Annotated in this window: 17 protein-coding genes; 9 read left to right on the forward strand and 8 right to left on the reverse strand. The window is 69.9% G+C overall.

What is annotated here, in order from left to right:
• Positions 1 to 15 precede the first annotated feature (15 nt).
• Positions 16 to 1,527, reverse strand: a complete 1,512-nt coding sequence (locus tag P2PM1_RS15735; protein ID WP_186399711.1) for a CoA-acylating methylmalonate-semialdehyde dehydrogenase — start codon at positions 1,525 to 1,527, stop codon at positions 16 to 18.
• Positions 1,528 to 1,938: 411 nt separating this feature from the next.
• On the opposite strand from P2PM1_RS15735, the gene P2PM1_RS15740 reads away from it, so the two are divergent.
• The 3 genes from P2PM1_RS15740 to P2PM1_RS15750 all read left to right on the forward strand — a co-directional run bounded on the left by P2PM1_RS15740 (position 1,939) and on the right by P2PM1_RS15750 (position 4,287).
• Complete coding sequence (locus P2PM1_RS15740; protein WP_186399712.1) at positions 1,939 to 2,670, forward strand: TetR/AcrR family transcriptional regulator; 732 nt, start codon at positions 1,939 to 1,941, stop codon at positions 2,668 to 2,670.
• Positions 2,667 to 3,383, forward strand: coding sequence for an HTH-type transcriptional regulator RutR (rutR, locus tag P2PM1_RS15745; protein WP_244293216.1), 717 nt, complete (start codon positions 2,667 to 2,669; stop codon positions 3,381 to 3,383). The genes P2PM1_RS15740 and rutR overlap by 4 nt, the downstream gene beginning before the upstream one ends.
• Before the next feature lie 88 nt (positions 3,384 to 3,471).
• A complete protein-coding gene (locus P2PM1_RS15750) occupies positions 3,472 to 4,287 on the forward strand; it encodes a lytic transglycosylase domain-containing protein (RefSeq protein ID WP_186390198.1) in 816 nt (271 codons plus the stop codon).
• Positions 4,288 to 4,354: 67 nt separating this feature from the next.
• On the opposite strand, the gene P2PM1_RS15755 is transcribed toward P2PM1_RS15750, so the two are convergent.
• The 3 genes from P2PM1_RS15755 to P2PM1_RS15765 all read right to left on the reverse strand — a co-directional run bounded on the left by P2PM1_RS15755 (position 4,355) and on the right by P2PM1_RS15765 (position 9,372).
• A complete protein-coding gene (locus P2PM1_RS15755; RefSeq protein WP_186399713.1) occupies positions 4,355 to 6,436 on the reverse strand; it encodes a methyl-accepting chemotaxis protein in 2,082 nt (693 codons plus the stop codon).
• A gap of 207 nt (positions 6,437 to 6,643) precedes the next feature.
• On the reverse strand, positions 6,644 to 7,954 hold the full coding sequence (preA, locus tag P2PM1_RS15760; protein WP_186390196.1) for an NAD-dependent dihydropyrimidine dehydrogenase subunit PreA: 1,311 nt from the start codon (positions 7,952 to 7,954) through the stop codon (positions 6,644 to 6,646).
• 62 nt (positions 7,955 to 8,016) lie between these two features.
• Positions 8,017 to 9,372 carry an NAD(P)-dependent oxidoreductase gene (locus tag P2PM1_RS15765; RefSeq protein ID WP_186399714.1) on the reverse strand — a complete coding sequence of 452 codons (1,356 nt, stop codon included), beginning with the start codon at positions 9,370 to 9,372 and terminating at the stop codon, positions 8,017 to 8,019.
• Positions 9,373 to 9,743: 371 nt separating this feature from the next.
• Between P2PM1_RS15765 and maiA the strand changes: the two genes are divergently transcribed.
• Positions 9,744 to 10,391, forward strand: a complete 648-nt coding sequence (gene maiA / locus P2PM1_RS15770) for a maleylacetoacetate isomerase (RefSeq protein WP_244301538.1) — start codon at positions 9,744 to 9,746, stop codon at positions 10,389 to 10,391.
• Between the two features lie 164 nt (positions 10,392 to 10,555).
• Here the strand turns inward: maiA and cysK are convergent, their stop codons facing one another.
• From cysK to P2PM1_RS15790, 4 genes are all read right to left on the reverse strand, one after another.
• Positions 10,556 to 11,518: a cysteine synthase A gene (gene cysK / locus P2PM1_RS15775; RefSeq protein ID WP_186399716.1), complete on the reverse strand. Its 963-nt coding sequence runs from the start codon at positions 11,516 to 11,518 to the stop codon at positions 10,556 to 10,558.
• A 172-nt stretch (positions 11,519 to 11,690) separates the two neighbouring features.
• Positions 11,691 to 12,140 carry a dUTP diphosphatase gene (dut, locus tag P2PM1_RS15780; protein WP_186397428.1) on the reverse strand — a complete coding sequence of 150 codons (450 nt, stop codon included), beginning with the start codon at positions 12,138 to 12,140 and terminating at the stop codon, positions 11,691 to 11,693.
• Between the two features lie 106 nt (positions 12,141 to 12,246).
• Positions 12,247 to 13,473: a bifunctional phosphopantothenoylcysteine decarboxylase/phosphopantothenate--cysteine ligase CoaBC gene (gene coaBC, locus P2PM1_RS15785; RefSeq protein ID WP_186399717.1), complete on the reverse strand. Its 1,227-nt coding sequence runs from the start codon at positions 13,471 to 13,473 to the stop codon at positions 12,247 to 12,249.
• A 46-nt stretch (positions 13,474 to 13,519) separates the two neighbouring features.
• On the reverse strand, positions 13,520 to 14,728 hold the full coding sequence (locus tag P2PM1_RS15790; protein WP_244301539.1) for a penicillin-binding protein activator: 1,209 nt from the start codon (positions 14,726 to 14,728) through the stop codon (positions 13,520 to 13,522).
• 176 nt (positions 14,729 to 14,904) lie between these two features.
• Between P2PM1_RS15790 and rsmI the strand changes: the two genes are divergently transcribed.
• The 5 genes from rsmI (at position 14,905) to P2PM1_RS15815 (ending at position 19,285) form a co-directional block, all read left to right on the forward strand.
• Positions 14,905 to 15,825: a 16S rRNA (cytidine(1402)-2'-O)-methyltransferase gene (gene rsmI / locus P2PM1_RS15795; RefSeq protein ID WP_186399718.1), complete on the forward strand. Its 921-nt coding sequence runs from the start codon at positions 14,905 to 14,907 to the stop codon at positions 15,823 to 15,825.
• A gap of 88 nt (positions 15,826 to 15,913) precedes the next feature.
• Positions 15,914 to 16,087 (forward strand): hypothetical protein, encoded by a 174-nt coding sequence (locus P2PM1_RS15800; RefSeq protein WP_186390190.1) that lies wholly within the window; start codon positions 15,914 to 15,916, stop codon positions 16,085 to 16,087.
• Positions 16,084 to 16,485, forward strand: a complete 402-nt coding sequence (locus P2PM1_RS15805; protein ID WP_186399719.1) for a YraN family protein — start codon at positions 16,084 to 16,086, stop codon at positions 16,483 to 16,485. Before P2PM1_RS15800 ends, P2PM1_RS15805 begins: the two co-directional genes overlap by 4 nt.
• 135 nt (positions 16,486 to 16,620) lie before the next feature.
• Positions 16,621 to 17,607 (forward strand): glutathione synthase, encoded by a 987-nt coding sequence (gshB, locus tag P2PM1_RS15810; protein ID WP_186399720.1) that lies wholly within the window; start codon positions 16,621 to 16,623, stop codon positions 17,605 to 17,607.
• Between the two features lie 151 nt (positions 17,608 to 17,758).
• Positions 17,759 to 19,285: a YifB family Mg chelatase-like AAA ATPase gene (locus P2PM1_RS15815; RefSeq protein ID WP_186399721.1), complete on the forward strand. Its 1,527-nt coding sequence runs from the start codon at positions 17,759 to 17,761 to the stop codon at positions 19,283 to 19,285.
• Positions 19,286 to 19,302 lie beyond the last annotated feature (17 nt).

Below are 19,302 nucleotides of genomic sequence, written 5' to 3' on the forward strand. Positions count from 1 at the left end.
CCGGCGGCGCCGGCCTCACTCCATGTTGGGAAAGGTATAGACGGCACCGTCCTTGATACCGGCCGGCCAGCGCGTCGTCACCGTCTTGAGGCGCGTGTTGAAGCGCACGCCTTCCATGCCGTAGATCGAATGGTCGCCGAACAGCGAGCGCTTCCAGCCGCCGAAGGAGAAATAGGCGACCGGCACCGGGATCGGCACGTTGATGCCGACCATGCCCACCTCGATCCGGTCGGCGAAGGCGCGCGCGGCATCGCCGTCGCGGGTGAAGATCGCGGTGCCGTTGCCGTATTCGTGCTCGTTGATCAGCGACAGCGCCTCGTCGTAGCCCTTGGCGCGCACCACCGACAGGACGGGACCGAAGATCTCCTCGCGGTAGATCGTCATGTCGCGGGTCACCCGGTCGAACAGGGTGCCGCCGACGAAATAGCCGTTCTCGTAGCCCTGCAGCGAGAAGCCGCGGCCGTCGACCAGCAACTCGGCGCCTTCCTTGACGCCCTGGTCGATGTAGCCGAGCACCTTGCGCATATGCGCCTCAGTCACCAGCGGGCCCATCTCCGCCTCGCGGTCGGTGGCCGGGCCGATCTTCAGCGCCTGCACGCGCGGAACCAGCTTTTCCACCAGCCGGTCGGCGGTCTCCTCGCCGATGGGAACGGCGACGGAGATCGCCATGCAGCGCTCGCCGGCCGAGCCGTAGCCGGCGCCCATCAGCGCGTCGGCGGCCTGGTCCATGTCGGCATCCGGCATGACGATCATGTGGTTCTTGGCGCCGCCCAGCGCCTGCACCCGCTTTCCATGCGCGGTGCCGGTCGCATAGACATATTCGGCAATCGGCGTGGAGCCGACGAAGGACACCGCCTTGACGTCCGGATGGGTCAGCAACACGTCGACCGCCTCCTTGTCGCCATGCACGACGTTGAGCACCCCGTCCGGGAAGCCGGCCTGGTGGAACAGGTCATAGACCACCATGACGGCGGAAGGGTCGCGCTCGGACGGCTTCAGCACGAAGGTGTTCCCGCAGGCAACCGCGATCGGATACATCCACAGCGGCACCATCGCCGGGAAGTTGAACGGGGTGATGCCGGCGACAACGCCGAGCGGCTGGCGGTCGGAATGGCTGTCGATGGCCGGGCCGACATTGCGGGCGAACTCGCCCTTCAAGAGATGCGGGATGCCGCAGGCGAATTCCACCACCTCGATGCCGCGCGCCACCTCGCCCAAGGCATCGTCATGGGTCTTGCCGTGTTCGGCCGAGATCGCCCTCGCGATGTCGTCGGCATGGGCGGAAAGCAGTTCCTTGAAACGGAACATCATGCGCGCGCGCTTCAAGGGCGGCGTGTCGCGCCAGGCAGGGAAGGCGGCCTTGGCCGCGGCGATCGCCTCCGCCACCTCGGCGGCGCTCGACAGCGGCAGGACGGCGGTCTGTTCGCCCGTCGCCGGGTTGAACACCGCTTGCGTCCTCGTCGAGCGGGAGACGACACGCGCCCCGCCGATGGCGTTCTCGATGCTGGCAAGGCCGGACTTCGGCATGTTCCCTCCGCTCGCCCGGCGCGACATGCGGTTCCGGGCGCCCTCGTGCGTCTGCGATCGCGGCCGGGATCGGCGGGAAGCCACGCACGCGCGCCGGCCTCTCCTGTCCTCTCCCTCGATGCCTCTCCGGCATCGGGCGGCGCTGGTCGCGCCGCCGGCCATTCCCCGTTCCGGATGGTTCGGCCATCCGGGCGGCCTTCGCGTCCTCGCGCTCCGGCCGAAATCTGAAAGGTGCGCGGCCCCGGTCTGTTGTGCCCGCCGGGTTGCCAGTCGCGTCTTTGCCATTGCGCCAGGCGGAAAAACCTGACCAAATGGTCAAATCGAGCGTAGGAAGGCTTGACCATCCGGTCAAGATCATTTTTTCGGCTCGCCTGCCGAATTGGCACTCACCGCAGCGGACGGCCCGGAGAGATGAGCGGCACGGACAGGTTAAAAGGCAGGGCGCAGGCCCGAATACCGGACAGGACGCAGAAGAGCGCGATCCGGGCGGAGAACGAGCGCGTCATCCTCAAGGCGGCCGAGGAGGTCTTCGCGCAGAGCGGCTTTCGCGGCGCCACCACCGGCATGATCGCCGACCGGGCCGGCATCCCCAAGGCCAACCTGCACTATTATTTCCCGACCAAGGAAGTGCTCTACCGGCGGGTGGTCGAGCATATCTTCAACATCTGGCTGGAGGCGGCGAACTCCTTCGACGAGAGCGACGATCCGGTCGAGGCGCTGACCAGCTACATCGCCAAGAAGATGGACATCTCGCGCGCCCATCCGATGGGCTCCAAGGTCTGGGCCAACGAGATCCTGCACAAGGCGCCGGTGATCCAGGACTATCTGGAGACCACCTTGCGCGAGTGGACCGCCTCCCGCGTCGCGGTGATCGAGCGCTGGATCGCCAGCGGCCGGATCGCGCCGATCGACCCGCAATACCTGCTGTACATGATCTGGGCGACGACCCAGCACTATGCCGACTTCAACCACCAGATCGACACGCTGAACGGCGGCCGGCCGCTCTCCGATGCCCAGTTCGAGGACGCCAAGCGCACGGTGACCGGCATCATCCTCGCCGGCATCGGCGCTGTCCCCCCGGCCGGGCTTGCCGCCGCCGGGCCGCCGCGCGATGCTGCCGCCCGCAACGGCGCGGCCCGATGACCGCCGCAATGGCGCCCGACAGCGAAGGACAGCAGCAGATGGAGGCAGGCCGGATACCGGACGCAGGCACCGAGCCCGAAAGCGACGGCGCCCCGCGCACCCGCATCCAGGAGAAGAACCGCGCCCGCATCCTCGAGGCGGCGCTCGGCACCTTCTCGCGCTTCGGCTATCGCGGCGCCCGCGTCGACCAGATCGCCGAGGACGCGGGCATGTCGAAGTCGAACCTGCTCTATTATTTCGGCTCCAAGTCGGAGATCTACAAGGCGGTGCTCGCCGACCTGCTCGACCGCTGGCTGGCGCCCTTGCGCACGCTCGATCCGGATGGCGACCCGCGCAAGGAACTCACCGCCTATATCGAGCAGAAGCTGCAATTTTCCGCCGACTATCCGCAGGCCTCGCGCCTCTTCGCCAACGAGATGCTGCAGGGCGCGCCGGTGATCCGCGACGTGCTGGCAGGACCGCTGAAGGCGCTGGTCGACGAGAAGTCGCAGGTGCTGCGCCACTGGGCGGAGCGCGGCCGCATCCGGCCGGTCGACCCCACCCACCTCATCTTCCTGATCTGGGCGACGACCCAGACCTATGCCGACTTCGCCCCGCAGATCGAGGCGATCACCGGCACCGGCGTCCATGACGAGGCGTTCCGCCGCCAGGCGCTGCAGGCGTTGACCGACCTGATCTTCGGCGGGCTGCTGCCGCGGCCCGGTTCGCCTTGATCTTGCCCTTACCGCCTGTATCCTGCTTTTTTGCAAGGGACGTGCGTCGCCGTCCCCGATCGACCCTGCGACCCGACCGGGAGACCGCATGCGCAAGGCCCTCGTTTTCGCCGCCCTTCTGCTCTTTGCCCCGCTGACGCTGGCCGGTCCGGCGCTCGCCGCCAAATGCGGCAACAACGCCGCCGGCTTCCCGGCCTGGCTCGCCAGCTTCAAGCGCGAGGCGGTGGCCGCCGGCATTTCCAGCCGCACGGTGGAGGCGGCGCTCGGCGGCATGACCTATAACAGCCGGGTGATCCGGCTCGACCGCAACCAGAAATCCTTCAAACTGTCCTTCGAGGAATTCCTCGCCCGCCGCGCCCCGCCCTCGACCATCGCCATGGGCAAGCGGCGGCTGCAGCAGCATGCCGTGCTGCTCGACCGGGTCGAGCGCAGCTATGGCGTGCCGAAGGAGATCATCGTCGCGATCTGGGGGCTGGAATCGGGCTTCGGCGGCTTCATGGGCGACATCCCGATCTTCTCCTCGCTCTCGGCGCTCGCCTATGACTGCCGCCGCTCCGAGTTCTTCACCAAAGAGCTGATGAGCGCGCTCAGGATCGCCGACCGCGGCTTCATGCGGATTTCCGAGATGAAGGGCGCCTGGGCCGGCGAGATCGGCCAGACCCAGTTCCTCGCCTCCAGCTACGAGCGCTTTGCGGTCGATTTCGACGGCGACGGCCGGCCGAACCTGATCCACAGCCATGCGGACGTCTTTGCCTCGACCGCCAATTTCCTGCGCCAGCACGGCTGGAAGCCCGGCGGCGACTGGGCACCGGGCAGCCACAATTACGGGGTGCTGCGCGACTGGAACCGGGCGGAGGTCTATCGCCGCACCATCGCCCATATGGCGAGCGAGCTGCGCCGCTAGAGCCCTTTCGTGTAACCCCTTCCGCGGGCGGTCACGCCGCCCGCTAGCTTGGTTTTTCTGCGGGCGGTCAAGCCGCCCGCACGTGACCGAGAAAACTCTCGATCTGCCGCGACAGCGCCGCCGACTGGTCGGACAGTTGCGAGGCCGCCGCCAGCACCTCGCTTGCCGCCTCGCTGGCGTCGGAGGCCGCGGCGGTGACCCCGGAGATGTTGCGCGAGACGTCGGCCGTGCCCGTCGAGGCCTCGGCGACATTGCGCGCGATCTCCACCGTCGCCTGGCCCTGGCTGCCGACCGAGTCGAAGATCTCGGACGAGATGTCGCTCATCCGGCGGATCGTCTCGCCGATCGCCTTGATCGCCTCGGCCGCGCCGAGCGAGGCCGCCTGCATGTCGGCGATCTGCCTGCTGATGTCGGAGGTCGCCCTGGCGGTCTGGTCGGCCAGTTGCTTGACCTCGCCGGCGACGACGGCGAAGCCCTTGCCGGCTTCGCCCGCCCGCGCCGCCTCGATGGTGGCGTTGAGCGCCAGAAGGTTGGTCTTGGCCGCGACGTCCTCGATCATGATGACGATCGAGCCGACGCGCTCGGCGGCGGCGGCGAGCCCGGCCACCTGCTTGTTGGTCTCTTCCACCTCGGCCACCGCCGTCTCGGCGATCTCGCTCGAGCGGCCGGCCTGGCTGCGGATTTCCGTCACCGAGGACGACAGTTCCTCGGTCGCGCCGGCGACGGAGGCGACATTGGCCGAGGCCTGTTCGGAGGCGGCGGCAACGGCGATCGCCTGCCCCGAAGTGCGTTCGGCGACGCTCGACAGGCCCGACGCGGTGCTCTTCAGCCGCTCGGCCGCCTGGGTCAGCGCGCTCACCGAGGAGCCGACCGCCTCGTCGAAACTGTCGGCCAGGCGCATCATGTCGGCTCGCCGCATCTCGGCGGCATCGCGCTCCTTCTCCGCCTCGCGCTGGCGCAGCCGCTCGGTTTCCAGCGCGTTCTCGCGGAACAGGGCGAGCGCCCGGCCAAGCGCGCCGATCTCGTCCTGCCGGTCGACGAAGGGCGCCTGCGTGTCGAGCTGGCCGTCCGCCAGCAGCCGCATGCGCTCGGTCACCACGCCGAGCGGGCTGGTCACCCGGCGGCCGACCAGGAACAGCAGCAGCGCGGCCAGCACCAGGCCGATGCCGAGAAAGCCGAGCTGCCGATAGACATGCGCCTCGGCGGCAGCGGCGGTTTCCGCCGCCGCGACCTCGGCCTGGGCCAGCGCCTCGATGGCGATGGAGGCGATGGCGTCGAGCGTGGGCAGCGTCGCGGCCATCCACTCGGCCAGGGCGAGCGGCGGGGTGGTGCCGGCCTGCAGGGCCAGGAACTGGCGCTCGCTCAGCTCGCGGAAGCCGGCATTGTAGATCGCATCCGTATCGGTGAAGGCCTTGGCGAGCCCAGGCGACAGCGGCAGGTCGCCGAGCAGCGACCGGGCCATCTTCAGCGACGCCAGCGCCGAGGCCGTGGACCCGTAGAACCTGCGCGTGGCATCGTCCGGCAGCGCGACGCCCGAGGTCGCGTTGGAGACGAGAAGCGAGGCCTCGCCCGCCGTGCTGCGCGCATCCAGGGCGGCGGACTGGGAGGCCAGCAGCGCGTCGACGACCGGATCCTTGTACTGGACGCGGGTGCCGAGCTCGCCGGCAAAGGCGAAATTGGCGTTGATCTGGCTGGTCAGTTCATCGCGCCAGCGCTCGGCCACCGCGCCGCGCCGGGCCGCATCCGTTTGCTCCAGCGCGGCGTCGACCTCCTGCATCAGCGCGAAAAGCCGGTCGCGCGCGCCGGTGAATTCCGCCAGCCGGGCGTCGCGGTCGCTGATCGAGGACTGTTCGATGGCGCTCACGACCCGTTCGGCCGCGGAGCGTCCGGCAAGGCGCAACTCGCGCGTGCGCTCCGTCAGGCCGACCACATCCGCCTTCAGGTCGCGGAAGCTGTTGCCGCGGTCGAGGCGCAGATACAGCAGGGTATCGAGCAGCGGCGCCGCGATCCGCGCGATGTCCTGCACCTGGCGGGCGGTCTGGAACTCCGTCCAGGCCGACCGGGCCGACAGGGCGAGCAACACCCCGATCGCCAGCGTGAACCCCAGGAACGAGGCGCGCAAAATGGTGGATACGCTGATCTTGGTCATAAGTTCGCCGGACCTCCTGGCGTCGTCTCCCGTCTCCCAGGCGATTGATCGCCGCAAACTGCCAAGATCGGGTTAACGCAGGGGAACCTGCGGACCAGCGCCGCGCCGGAAACGACGAGGCCGGGCCCGCCGCGCGGACGGACCCGGCCTCGCAGTTGGTGCCCGTTGGCGGCAACCGTTACCGCGCCGCCGACGGGCACCCTTCGATCATTCCGCCGCTTCCGCCACCCGGTTCGGGTTGTTCGGATGGGTCGTCCAGTTGGCGTAGTTCGGGTTGATCGGCTTGCCGGTGCGCGGGTCGCTGCCCTCGGTGATCTGCTCCAGGGTGATGCAGTCCTCGACCGGGCAGACCGAGACGCACAGGTTGCAGCCGACGCATTCCTCGTCGATCACCTCGAAATGGCGCAAGCCGTCCTTCATCGCGGTGATCGCCTGGTGCGAGGTGTCCTCGCAGGCGATGTGGCAGCGGCCGCACTTGATGCAGGCATCCTGGTCGATGCGCGCCTTGACCACATAGTTGAGGTTGAGCCGCTGCCAGTCGGTGACCTTGGGCACCGCCCGCCCGACCACCTGGTCGATCGAGGTATAGCCCTTCTCGTCCATCCAGTCGGACAGGCCGTCGATCAGGTCCTCGACGATGCGGAAGCCATAGGTCATCGCCGCCGTGCAGACCTGCACCGTGCCGGCGCCCAGCGCCATGAACTCGGCCGCGTCCCGCCATGTGGTGACGCCGCCGATGCCGGAGATCGGCAGGCCGTGCGTCTGCGGATCGCGGGCGATCTCGGCGACCATGTTGAGGGCGATCGGCTTCACCGCCGGGCCGCAATAGCCGCCATGGGCGCCCTGTCCGTCGATGGTCGGATAGGGGGCCATCTGATCGAGATCGACCGAGACGATGGAGTTGATCGTGTTGATCAGCGACACCGCGTCGGCCCCGCCCGCATGGGCGGCGCGGGCCGGGTTGCGGATGTCGGTGATGTTCGGCGTCAGCTTGACGATCACCGGCATGCGCGTGTGCTGTTTGCACCAGCGCGTCACCATCTCGATATATTCGGGCACCTGGCCGACGGCCGAGCCCATGCCGCGCTCGGACATGCCGTGCGGACAGCCGAAGTTCAGCTCGACGCCGTCGGCCTCCGTCTCCTCGACGCGCTTCAGGATATCGATCCAGTTCCGCTCCTCGCAGGGCACCATCAGCGACACGACCAGCGCCCGGTCCGGCCAGTCGCGCTTGACCTGCTTGATCTCGCGCAGGTTCACCTCCAGCGGGCGGTCGGTGATCAGCTCGATATTGTTGAACCCGATGAGCGAGCGGTCCGGCCCGTGGATCGCGCCGTAGCGCGGGCCGTTGACGTTGACCACCGCCGGGTCCTCGCCCAGCGTCTTCCAGACGACGCCGCCCCAGCCCGCCTTGAAGGCGCGGACGACGTTGTATTCCTTGTCGGTCGGCGGCGCGGAGGCCAGCCAGAACGGGTTCGGCGACTTGATGCCGAGAAAATTGCTGCGAAGATCGGCCATCTGAGAATCCTCCCCACGGATGTTCGGGAGTGAAAGCTAAGGGTTCGGGAGACCTGCCGCGCTCAGGCGGTCAGCGCCGCATGGATCGAGGCCGCGGCGATCTTGCCGTCCTCGACCGAGGCGACCGTCAGGTCCTCGCCGCCGGCGACGCAATCGCCGCCGGCCCACACGCCGGCAAGCGAGGTGCGGCGGTCGGCATCGACGCCGATCCGGCCGCCATCGAGCTCCAGCGCCTCGCTGCCGCCCAGCGCGTCCGGCACGAAGGTCTGGCCGATCGCCTTGAACACCTGGTCCGCTTCCAGCGTGACCGTCTCGCCGGTTCCCGTCAGCCGGCCGGCGCTGTCGGGCAGCATCCGCTCCAGCTCGATGGCCCGCACATGGCCGCCCTCGCCGATCAGCCGGCGCGGCGCCAGACACTCGCGGATCACCACCCCGTTGGTCAGGGCGATCTCCTGCTCATAGGCGCTGGCCTTCATCGCCTCGCGGTCGCGGCGATAGGCGATGGTCACCTCTTCCGCGCCGAGGCGCTTGATCTGCACGGCGATGTCGATGGCGGTCATGCCGCCGCCGATCACCACGACCTTGCGGCCGACCGGCAGGGCGGAGAGGTCCTGCGCCTGGCGCAGCTCGGCGATATAGGCGACCGCGTCGATGACGCCGGCCAGGTCCTCGCCCTCGGTCTTCAGCGCATTGACGCCGCCGAGCCCCATGCCGAGGAACACCGCGTCGAAGTCGCGGCGCAGACCTTCCAGCGTGACGTCGCGGCCGAGCGCCTTGTTACACTCCACGGTGATGCCGCCGATCGAAAGGACGAAGTCGACCTCCGCCTGGGCGAAATCCTGCGTCGTCTTGTAGGCGGCGATGCCGTATTCGTTGAGGCCGCCGAGCTTGGGACGGGCCTCGAAGATCGTCACGTCATGGCCCTGGCGCGCCAGGGCATGGGCACAGGAAAGCCCGGCCGGGCCGCCGCCGACGACGGCAACGCGCTTACCCGTGGGAGCGGCGCGCTCGTAAGGCAGGGATGCATCCCGCGCGAGAAACGTATCCGTCGCATGGCGCTGCAGCAGGCCGATGGACACGGGCCGGTCCTCGGCGAGGTTGCGCACGCAGGCCTCCTCGCACAGGGTCTCGGTCGGACAGACGCGGGCGCACATGCCGCCGAGAATGTTCTGCTCGAAGATCGTCTTGGCCGAGCCGAGCGGATTGCCGGTGGCGATCTGGCGGATGAATTTCGGGATGTCGATCGAGGTCGGACAGGCGATCGTGCAGGGCGCGTCGTAGCAGAAATAGCAGCGATCCGCCTCGACCCGCGCCTCATGGACGCCGAGCGGCGGATGCAGGTCCTCGAAATTCTCCAGGTAGTCGTCGGCCGTCAGGCGCCCCGCGCGAATGTCGGGGGTCACGAGTGCATCAGCCATGGCTGCACCTCCGATAGCACCGGGCCGCTGCCGCGGGTCCGGCGTCGATGTTCTCCTCTGGAGCGCAGGCGATCCGTTTCGTCGTCGGACCGGGACCGGAAGGGGGTCCCGCTGTCGGCCTGCGCCGGCTCTGGCGATTTGCTTGGCAGATCTCCTCGGCAGATCTGCCAAGAAGATCTCAATGGCGCGCGCCTCGTTGGTTGGGAGCGCGTCCGGGGTCATTGGGCCGAATTTTGACCAAATAGTCAAATTTTTTGTGAGCCGTCCGAATCCGGCCGATCCCGGCAGCACTTGGCCGGCGGCGACGGCCATGCGATATGCGGGGGAACAGGCCGCATCGCGGCAGAAACATCTTCACGGGAGAGAGATCGGTGACGCAGCCCGTCCTTCACGACTACTGGCGTTCGTCCGCAAGCTACCGCGTGCGCATCGCGCTCAACCTGCTCGGCATCGCCTATCGGGCGGCCCCGGTGAACCTGCTCACCGGCGCCCACCGGGCGGCGGAGAACCTTGCCCGCAATCCGCAAGGGCTGGTGCCGACGCTGGAGATCGACGGAAAGGTGCTGACCCAGTCGCTCGCGATCATCGAATATCTGCACGAGACCCGCCAGCCGGCCTCGACCCTGCTGCCGGGCGATGCCCTTGGCCGCCACCGGGTCCGCGCGCTGTCCCATGCCATCGCCATGGAGATCCACCCGGTCTGCAACCTGTCGGTCGCCAGTCACGTCGCCGAGCTCGCCGGCGGCGGCGACGAGACCAAGGCCGCCTGGATGCGTACCTTCATCGGCAAGGGGCTCTCGGCGCTGGAGCGCATGCTCGACGATCCCCGCACCGGGCGGTTCTGCCACGGCGACACGCCGACGCTCGCCGACCTATGCCTGGTGCCGCAGATCTACAATGCCCGCCGCTGGGGCGTCGACCTCGCCACCCTGCCGAAGCTGGTGGCCATCGACGCGGCCTGCAACGCGCTGGAGCCCTTCGCCGCCGCCCATCCCGACCGCATCGGCGCCCCCGCCTGAGACGGGGCGTGTTGGACGGCGCAGACGCCCGGCCCCGCAGTGCCGTCCATCCGCGCACCCCACGCGCCCACCCCTTCCTGGCGTCCTCCCGGACGGCGCGCAGCGCCGATCCGGGACCGGCGAGCCGAGGGCCTACGGGGCCCGCTTCCGACAGGCAGTGACCCTTACTCCAGCCCCTCGAACAACGCCGTCGACAGGTAGCGCTCGGCGAAGGAGGGAATGATCACGACGATGCGCTTGCCCTTCATCTCTGCCCGCGCGCCGACCTTGAGCGCCGCCGCGATGGCAGCGCCGGAGGAGATGCCGACCGGCAGGCCCTCGACCCGCGCCGCCTTGCGCGCCATCTCGAAGGCCTCGTCATTGCTCACGGTGACGACCTCGTCATAGGCCGCCGTGTCGAGGATGCCGGGCACGAAGCCGGCGCCGATGCCCTGGATCTTGTGCGGGCCGGGCGTGCCGCCGGACAGGATCGGGCTGTCGGCCGGCTCGACCGCGACCACATGCAGGCCGGGCTTGCGCGCCTTCAGCACCGAGGCGACGCCGGTGATCGTGCCGCCGGTGCCGATGCCGGAGACGAACACGTCGACCGTGCCGTCCGTGTCGTTCCAGATCTCCTCGGCGGTGGTGCGGCGGTGGATCGCCGGGTTGGCCGGGTTCTCGAACTGCTGCGGCATCACCGCGCCGTCGATCTCCTTGACCATCTCCTCGGCGCGGGCCACGGCGCCCTTCATGCCCTTCGGACCCTCGGTCAGCTCCAGCTCGGCGCCGAGCAGTTTCAGCATCTTGCGCCGCTCGATCGACATGGTCTCCGGCATCACCAGGATCAGCCGGTAGCCCTTGGCGGCGGCGACGAAGGCGAGCGCGATGCCGGTATTGCCGGAGGTCGGCTCGACGAGGGTGGTCTTGCCGGGGACGATCTTGCCCTCGGCCTCCAGCGCCTCGATCATCGACACGCCGATGCGGTCCTTGACGCTGGAAATCGGGTTGAAGAATTCGAGCTTGCCGAGGATCTCCGCCTCGACGCCGGCCTCGCTCGCCAGCCGGTCGAGCCGCACGAGCGGCGTGTCGCCGATGGTTTCGGTGATCGAGGCATAGATGCGGCCGCGGCCGGGCTTCTTGTCGCTCATGCTGAACTCCCTTGGTCTCGCCGGATCGCGCAAGGCCCGGCGCGTCATTCTCTCCCAATCTAGGCAGGCATCGTCGCCCTGACGAGCCCCTGCCGTCGCCGGAAACCGCGCAAGCCTGGAACTTCAATCCGAAATCGGCCGGTTCTTTGGAAAAACATACCCCAATGCGGGATCAATGATGCCCGGTCGAGCCGAAGCCGCCTTCGCCGCGCCGGGTCTCGTCCAGCTCGTTGACCTCGATCAGCTCGGCCCGCGCCACCGGCGCCACCACCATCTGGGCGATGCGGCTGCCGCGCTCCACGGTGAAGGGCTCCTCGCCGAGATTGATCAGGATCACCTTCACCTCGCCGCGATAGTCCGGGTCGATGGTGCCGGGCGTGTTGAGCACGGTGACGCCGTGGCGCGCGGCAAGGCCGGAGCGCGGGCGCACCTGCGCCTCCGTATGCGGCGGCAGGGCGATGGCGATGCCGGTCGGCACCAGCGCGCGGGCGCCCGGCGCGATCACCAGCGGCGCCTCGACGGCGGCGAGAAGGTCCATGCCGGCGGCCTCCTCGCTCTGGTAGGAGGGCAGCGGCAGGTCGAGGCCATGGGCAAGGCGGCGCACGCGCAGGGGAAGGGTCATGGGCTGGGATCCGTGTGTGGATGCGGGAAACATGGGCAAAACGGACTGAAGACGGGCTTGCGGGAGGGCAGCCGCCTCACGCCGGGCCGCTCCACGCCGGGCCGCCTCACGCCGGGCCGAGTGTGGCGGCGAGCCGGCGGGCGATCTCGGCGACCAGCCGGCGCGCCACCTCGTCCTTGGCCAGCGTCGGCCAGTCGGTGACGCCGTCATGGCCGACCAGCCGCACGGTGTTGGCATCGCCCCCCATGACGCCGGTTTCCGGCGACACGTCATTGGCGACGATCAGGTCCGCGCCCTTGCGCTGCAGCTTGCCGCGGGCATTGTCGACGACGTCGTTGGTTTCGGCGGCAAAGCCGACGACGAGGCGCGGGCGCGCGGTCGGGTGACGGCCGATCGTGGCGAGAATGTCCGGGTTTTCGGCGAGCGCCAGCACCGGCACCTTGCCGCTGCCGTCCTTCTTGATCTTGCGCCCGCTCTCGCTGTCGCTGCGCCAGTCGGCGACGGCCGCCGCCATCACCGCGACATCGGCCGGCAGCGCCGCCTCGACGGCGGCCAGCATCTGCCGCGCGGTCTCCACCTTCACCACCGTCACGCCCGGCGGATCGGCCAGCGTCACCGGCCCGCTGACCAGCGTCACGCGGGCGCCGTGCCGCGCCATCCAGCCGGCGATGGCATGGCCCTGCTTGCCGGAGGAGCGGTTGGCGATGTAGCGCACCGGGTCGATCGGCTCATGCGTCGGCCCGGAGGTGATCAGCACATGCCGGCCGGCAAGGTCCTGCGGCACCGGTGTGAGCATGGCTTCCAGCGCGGCGACGATCTCCAGCGGCTCGGCCATCCGGCCGAGGCCCGCCTCGCCGCTCTCGGCCATTTCGCCGGCATTCGGCCCGACGAAGGCAAGCCCGTCGCGGGCAAGCTGGCCGACATTGCGGCGGGTCGCGGGACTTGCCCACATCGCCGGGTTCATCGCCGGGGCGAGCAACACCGGCTTGTTCGCGGCGAGCAGCACGGCGCTGGCGAGATCGCCGGCAAGCCCGGCCGCCATCTTCGCCATCAGGTCGGCGGTCGCCGGCGCGACGACGATGGCATCGACCTCGCGCGACAGGCGGATATGGCCGACATCGTGCTCGTCGTCGCGGTCGAAGAGATCGGTGAACACCTTGTCGCCGGCGAGCGCGCCGGCCGCCATCGGCGTGACGAAGCGGCAGGCGCCCTCGGTCATCACCACCCGCACGCTCGCCCCGCGCTCGCGCAACCGGCGGATCAGGTCGAGGCTCTTATAGGCGGCGATGCCGCCGCCGATGATGAGAAGGATGCGCGTGTCAGTGAGGCTCAACGGTCCCTCCCGCGGGCTGGATGACGGGTGGCGGCGGCTGTCGCCGTCAGCTTCCCGAGCCGAAGGCGCGCGGCGCCGGCGAGATCACCCGCGAACCGCTGCCCGTCACCTCGTAGACCGCAAGGCCGCGCTCGTTGCGCCCGTCGCGGTCGAAGCGGAAGACGCCGTCGATGCCGAGGAAGCCGTCGCGGTTGGTCAGCACCCGCTCGGAAAACCGCGCCGGGCCGGCGGAGCGCACAAGGCCGGCGGCGAGGATCGTCGCGTCATAGGCGAGCGAGGCGTTGCGCGGCGGCTGGCTGCCATAGCGCGCCTGGTAGCGCGAGGCGAAGGCCTGGAAGCCGGACCCGTCCGGACCCGGATACCAGGCGCCGGTCAGCGGCGCCGCGTTCAGCACCTGCGGCGTTTCCCACTGGCCGCTGCCGAGCAGCCGGGTCTGGCCGAGATTGACGCCCCCGGTGGACAGGGTCTGCGCCACGAAGGGCGCGACATTGCCGGCCGGCACGAAGATCGCGTCGATCTGCGCTGCGTTGGCGGCGATTCGCCCGGCCTTGGCGGCAATGTCGGTGGTGTCGTTGCCGCTCAGGCTGTAGCGCTCGATGGAGACGATACGCCCGCCGGCCCGGCCGACCTCCTGGCGGAAGGCGGCCTCGACCACCGCGCCATAGGTGTCGTCGGGCAGGAGCGCGGCGAAGGAGCGCTTGCCCTGGCGCGAGGCGTGGGAGACGATCCGCGCCACGTCGCTGCGCGGCAGGAAGCTCAGCAGATAGACGCCGCGCGAGGCGACGGATTCGTCGCTGGAAAAGGCGACGACCGGAATGCCGGAGGAGCGCGCGGTCGCGCCCGCCCCGCCGACCGCCGGCGCGAAGACCGGCCCGAGAATCAGTTCCGCCCCTTCCGCGATCGCCGCCTGGGCGGCGGCCTGCGCGCCCTGCGCCGTGCCGCCGCTGTCCTTGATCAGGATCTGCACGTCGGCGCCCTGGAAGTCGGACAGCGCCAGTTCGGCGGTGTTGCGGAACACGCTGGCGATGGAGGAGGCATTGCCGCCGCCGCTCATCGGCAGCAGCATGGCGACGCGCACCGATCCCTGGCCGAGCGTCTCGCCGCTCGGGGCGGGCGGACCCGACGGCGTCGAGGGGTAGCCCGGATACTCGCCCATGGTCGAGCCGCTGCAGCCGGCAAGCGCCAGGGCAGCTCCGAGCGAGAGCGCAAGGACGGATCGCCGCGCATGCATCATCTTGTCCAGACCTCCAAGCACTGTCCCCGATCTCCCGTTTGCCCGGCCCCGTCTGCCCAAGGCATCCGCCGGAAATGCTTATCAGCCCCGCCCGCCGGCTGCAAATCCTCGCTCGCCGCCTTGGCCTTGCCGGCGTTTCCTGCCAAAACGGGCGAAAGCCCGCCGCGCGGGCTCCCGTTCGCATGAAAGCCGACCGCATGTCCTCCACCGAGCCGGACCAGAGCGAAGCGCCGAAGCCGGCCTCCCGCGATTTCTTCATCGGCGCCCATCGCATGACGGCGCCCTCGCTCGCCTGCGGCCTTTATATCGTCGCGACACCGATCGGCAATCTCGGCGACATGACGGTGCGCGGGCTGGAGGTGCTGGCGGGCGCCGATCTCGTCGCCTGCGAGGACACGCGCGTCACCGCGGTCCTGATGCAGCGCTTCGGGCTGAAGACGCCGCTCACCGCCTATCACGAGCACAATGCCCAGAAGGTCCGCCCGCGGCTGATGGCGGCGCTGGAGGCCGGAAAGGCCATCGCGCTGGTCTCCGATGCCGGCACGCCGCTCGTCTCCGATCCCGGCTACCGGCTGGTGCGCGAGGTGGTCGAGGCCGGCCACAAGGTCTTCCCGGTGCCCGGCGCCAGCGCGCCGCTCGCCGCCCTCGTCGCCTCCGGCCTGCCGTCGGACACGTTCTGCTTTGCCGGCTTCCTGCCGCAGAAGGGCGGGCCGCGCCTTGCCCGGCTGGAGGAGCTCTCGCGCATTCCCGCGACGCTGATCTTCTTCGAAAGCCCGCACCGCATCGCCGCCTCGCTCGCCGACATGGCGCAGGTGTTCGGCGGCGCGCGGGAGGCGGCGGTCGCCCGCGAGATCACCAAGCGCTTCGAAACCTTCGAGCGCGGCACGCTGGAGGACTTGGCCCGCCATTTCGCGGAAGGCCCGGCGCGCGGCGAGTTCGTGGTGGTGATCGCCCCGCCGCCGGATCGGCCTGAAGCCGAGGCGGGCGATGCCGACGCGCTGCTCGCCGAGGCGCTGAAAACCATGAAGGCGGCGGGCGCCGCCAAGCATGTGGCGCAGCTCACCGGCCTCGACCGCAAGGAGCTTTACGCCCGCGCCCTGGAGATCAAGGCGAAGTGAGGCCGCGCGCCGCTCCTTTGCCCTGCCGTGCCGCCCGTGCTACTCGGGCGGTTGAGCCTCGTCACCCCGACCCTGCGGAGCGCCGCGCATGACCAAGATCATCATGGTGTTCTTCGCCGCCGTCGCCGCGATCCAGGTGATCAAGCCGCTCGGCTGGCCGGGGCTGAAGCACCGCCGCGATGCCTGGAAGCTCGCCGTCGGCGGCTTTCTCGTCACCGTGCTGGCGGTGATCCTCGCCGCCATGTTCCAGCCCTCCGCATGAGTGCGGGCGGCGCGCAAGGTCCGGGCCGCACCCGCCGCCGGCGGCGCGGCGCCTACCGGCTGGGGCTGAGGGCCGAAACGCTCGCCGCGCTCTATCTGCGGGCGAAGGGCTGGCGGATCCTCGCCCGGCGCTTTCGCGCCGGCAGCGGCGAGATCGACATCATTGCCCGGCGCGGCGACACCATTGCCTTCATCGAGGTCAAGGCGCGCGCCGACCGGGACGCGGCGCTTGCCGCGATCACCCCGGCGACCCGGCGCCGGATCGCCGCCGCTGCCCGGACCTGGTGCGCCGGGCGCGAGGATCTCAGCCTTATGACGCTGCGCTTCGACGCGGTGCTGGTCTGCCCCTGGGCGCTGCCGGTGCATGTCGCCGACGCCTTCACCGTCGCGGAAGCGTGAGCGGCCGGGCCGCTCTGGACAAAGCCCGGCGCGGGCCGCATATCCTGTCCCCAACCGCGGGGCGTCCGCCCCGCCTTCCCGTCCGTCGTTCAGCGCGCCGATCCGGCGCCGGAGACCTTCCCCGGAGACCTTCCGATGACCTCTTCCACCCCTTCGACCGCCGGCCAGGCCTCCCCCCGGCTGAAGGTCGCGGTCCAGATGGACCACATTTCCTCGATCAACATCGCCGGCGACAGCGCCTTCGCGATGATGCTGGAGGCGCAGGCGCGCGGCCACGCGCTCTTCCACTACACGCCGGACCGGCTGGCGATGACCGGCGACACGGTCACCGCCGCGCTGGAGCCGGTCACCGTGCGCGACGAGCCGGGCAACCACTTCACCCTCGGCGAGCGGAAACTGACCGACCTTGCCGAGATGGACGTGATCCTGATGCGCCAGGACCCGCCCTTCGACATGGCCTATGTCGCGGCGACCCACATGCTGGAGAAGATCCACCCCAAGACCCTGGTGGTGAACGACCCGGCCTCGGTGCGCAACGCGCCGGAAAAGCTCTTCGTCACCGAGTTCCCCGACCTGATGCCGGAGACCCTGATCACCCGCGACCGCGCCGCCATCGACGCCTTCCGCGCCGAGCATGGCGACATCGTCATGAAGCCGCTGTTCGGCCATGGCGGGGCGGCGGTGTTCCGCATCACCTCGGACGATCTCAACTACGGCTCGCTCTACGATTTCTTCGCCGTCACCTTCCGCGAGCCCTGGGTGATCCAGCGCTTCCTGCCGGAGGTCTCCAAGGGCGACAAGCGCATCCTTCTCGTCGACGGCGAGTTCGCCGGGGCGGTCAACCGGGTGCCGCAGGAGGGGGACCTGCGCTCCAACATGGTGCGCGGCGGCGCGGCGCGGGAGGCCGACCTCACCCCGCGCGAGCGCGAGATCTGCGCAAGGCTTGGCCCGGCCTTGCGCGACAAGGGCCTGATCCTCGTCGGCATCGACGTCATCGGCGGCTACCTGACGGAGATCAACGTCACCGCCCCGACCGGCATCCGCGCCGTCGCCCGCCTCGGCGGACCCGACATCGCCGCCCGTGTCTGGGACGTGGTCGAGGCCAAGCGGGCCGGCGCGTAAGCGCTCCGCCCCTCTCCTCGCGCCCCGCCCCTCTCCCTCCCTCTCCTCGCCGTGGTTGTGACCGACCTGCGGTTGCGCTAGGTTGCAGTCCATTGCGGTTGCAGCGGTTTCGCGCAAGCCATTGCGGCGGGGCGAGGGGGGCGGTCAATCAATGGTCTCGCGGGTCACCACGGTCGCGTTCCAGGGCATCGAGGCGAAACCTGTCGACGTGCAGGTGCAGATCGGCCCCGGCCAGGTCGCCTTCACCATTGTCGGCCTGCCGGACAAGGCGGTGGGCGAGAGCCGCGAGCGGGTGCGCTCGGCGCTGATCGCCTCCGGCCTGTCGCTGCCGGCCAAGCGCGTCACGGTCAATCTCGCGCCGGCCGACCTCCCCAAGGAAGGCTCGCATTTCGACCTGCCCATCGCGCTCGCCCTGATGGCGGCGATGGGGGCGCTGCCGGCGGCCGAGCTGGAGCGCTATGTGGTGCTCGGCGAGCTGGCGCTGGACGGCACGATCTCGCCCGTCGCCGGAGTGCTGCCGGCGGCGATCGGCGCCAACACGCTGGCCCGCGGGCTGATCTGCCCCGCGGCTTGCGGCGCGGAAGCGGCCTGGGCCGATCCGGAGATGGAGATCCTCGCCCCCGTCTCGCTGATCCAGCTCGCCAACCATTTCAAGGGCACGCAGATCCTCTCCCGGCCGCAGCCGAAGCTCAGCGCCAACCCGTCCGTCCTCCCCGACCTTGCCGAGGTGCGCGGCCAGGAAAGCGCCAAGCGGGCGCTGGAGATCGCCGCCGCCGGCGGCCACAACCTGTTGATGATCGGCCCGCCGGGCGCCGGCAAGTCGATGCTGGCGATGCGCCTGCCGTCGATCTTGCCGCCGCTCAGCCCGCGCGAGCTGCTGGAAGTCTCGATGATCGCCTCGATCGCCGGCGAGCTTGCCGACGGCAAGCTCAGCGAGCGGCGGCCGTTCCGCGCGCCGCATCACTCCGCCTCGATGGCAGCGCTGGTCGGCGGCGGCATCCGCGCCCGGCCGGGCGAAGTGTCGCTCGCCCATAACGGCGTGCTGTTCCTTGATGAACTGCCCGAGTTCCAGCCGCAGGTGCTCGACGGACTGCGCCAGCCGCTGGAAAGCGGCGAGACGGTGATCGTGCGCGCCAACCACCGCACCAGCTACCCCTCGCGCGTCCAGCTCATCGCGGCGATGAACCCCTGCCGCTGCGGCCATGCCGGCGAGCCGGGCCATGTCTGCCGGCGCGGCGAGCGCTGCGCCTCCGAATACCAGTCGCGCCTGTCCGGCCCGCTGCTCGACCGGCTCGACCTTCGGATCGAGGTGCCGGCGGTTGCCGCCTCCGACCTGTTGCGCCCGGCACAGGGCGAAAGCTCCGCCACCGTCGCCGAGCGGGTGGCGCGGGCCCGCCGGCGCCAGAGCGAACGCTTCGCCGCGCTCGGCGTTGCCGCCCGCACCAATGCGGCGGCCGGCGCGCGACTGATCGAACAGGTCGCCGCCCCCGATGCCGCCGGCCTCGACCTGCTGCAATCGGCGGCCGACGCGCTGCATCTCTCCGCGCGCGGCTATCACCGGGTGCTGAAGGTGGCGCGAACGCTGGCCGATCTCGACGGCTCGGAGGCTGTCTCGCGGCTGCATCTCGCCGAGGCGCTGAGCTACCGGGGCGCCGCGCTGGAGCGGCGCGCCGCCTGAGCAAGCGTTCCACCCTT

The sequence above is a fragment of the Stappia sp. P2PMeth1 genome (assembly GCF_900185735.1).
Lineage (GTDB): Bacteria > Pseudomonadota > Alphaproteobacteria > Rhizobiales > Stappiaceae > Stappia.

What these genes read in the sequence shown, in the direction of transcription:
- P2PM1_RS15765 (WP_186399714.1), bottom strand. Translation starts at nt 9,372, where the DNA reads ATGGCTGATGCACTCGTGACCCCCGACATTCGCGCGGGGCGCCTGACG.
- gshB (WP_186399720.1), top strand. Translation starts at nt 16,621, where the DNA reads ATGACCTCTTCCACCCCTTCGACCGCCGGCCAGGCCTCCCCCCGGCTG.
- cysK (WP_186399716.1), bottom strand. Translation starts at nt 11,518, where the DNA reads ATGAGCGACAAGAAGCCCGGCCGCGGCCGCATCTATGCCTCGATCACC.
- P2PM1_RS15740 (WP_186399712.1), top strand. Translation starts at nt 1,939, where the DNA reads ATGAGCGGCACGGACAGGTTAAAAGGCAGGGCGCAGGCCCGAATACCG.
- preA (WP_186390196.1), bottom strand. Translation starts at nt 7,954, where the DNA reads ATGGCCGATCTTCGCAGCAATTTTCTCGGCATCAAGTCGCCGAACCCG.
- P2PM1_RS15815 (WP_186399721.1), top strand. Translation starts at nt 17,759, where the DNA reads ATGGTCTCGCGGGTCACCACGGTCGCGTTCCAGGGCATCGAGGCGAAA.
- P2PM1_RS15735 (WP_186399711.1), bottom strand. Translation starts at nt 1,527, where the DNA reads ATGCCGAAGTCCGGCCTTGCCAGCATCGAGAACGCCATCGGCGGGGCG.
- rutR (WP_244293216.1), top strand. Translation starts at nt 2,667, where the DNA reads ATGACCGCCGCAATGGCGCCCGACAGCGAAGGACAGCAGCAGATGGAG.
- dut (WP_186397428.1), bottom strand. Translation starts at nt 12,140, where the DNA reads ATGACCCTTCCCCTGCGCGTGCGCCGCCTTGCCCATGGCCTCGACCTG.
- rsmI (WP_186399718.1), top strand. Translation starts at nt 14,905, where the DNA reads ATGTCCTCCACCGAGCCGGACCAGAGCGAAGCGCCGAAGCCGGCCTCC.
- P2PM1_RS15750 (WP_186390198.1), top strand. Translation starts at nt 3,472, where the DNA reads ATGCGCAAGGCCCTCGTTTTCGCCGCCCTTCTGCTCTTTGCCCCGCTG.
- P2PM1_RS15800 (WP_186390190.1), top strand. Translation starts at nt 15,914, where the DNA reads ATGACCAAGATCATCATGGTGTTCTTCGCCGCCGTCGCCGCGATCCAG.
- P2PM1_RS15805 (WP_186399719.1), top strand. Translation starts at nt 16,084, where the DNA reads ATGAGTGCGGGCGGCGCGCAAGGTCCGGGCCGCACCCGCCGCCGGCGG.
- P2PM1_RS15755 (WP_186399713.1), bottom strand. Translation starts at nt 6,436, where the DNA reads ATGACCAAGATCAGCGTATCCACCATTTTGCGCGCCTCGTTCCTGGGG.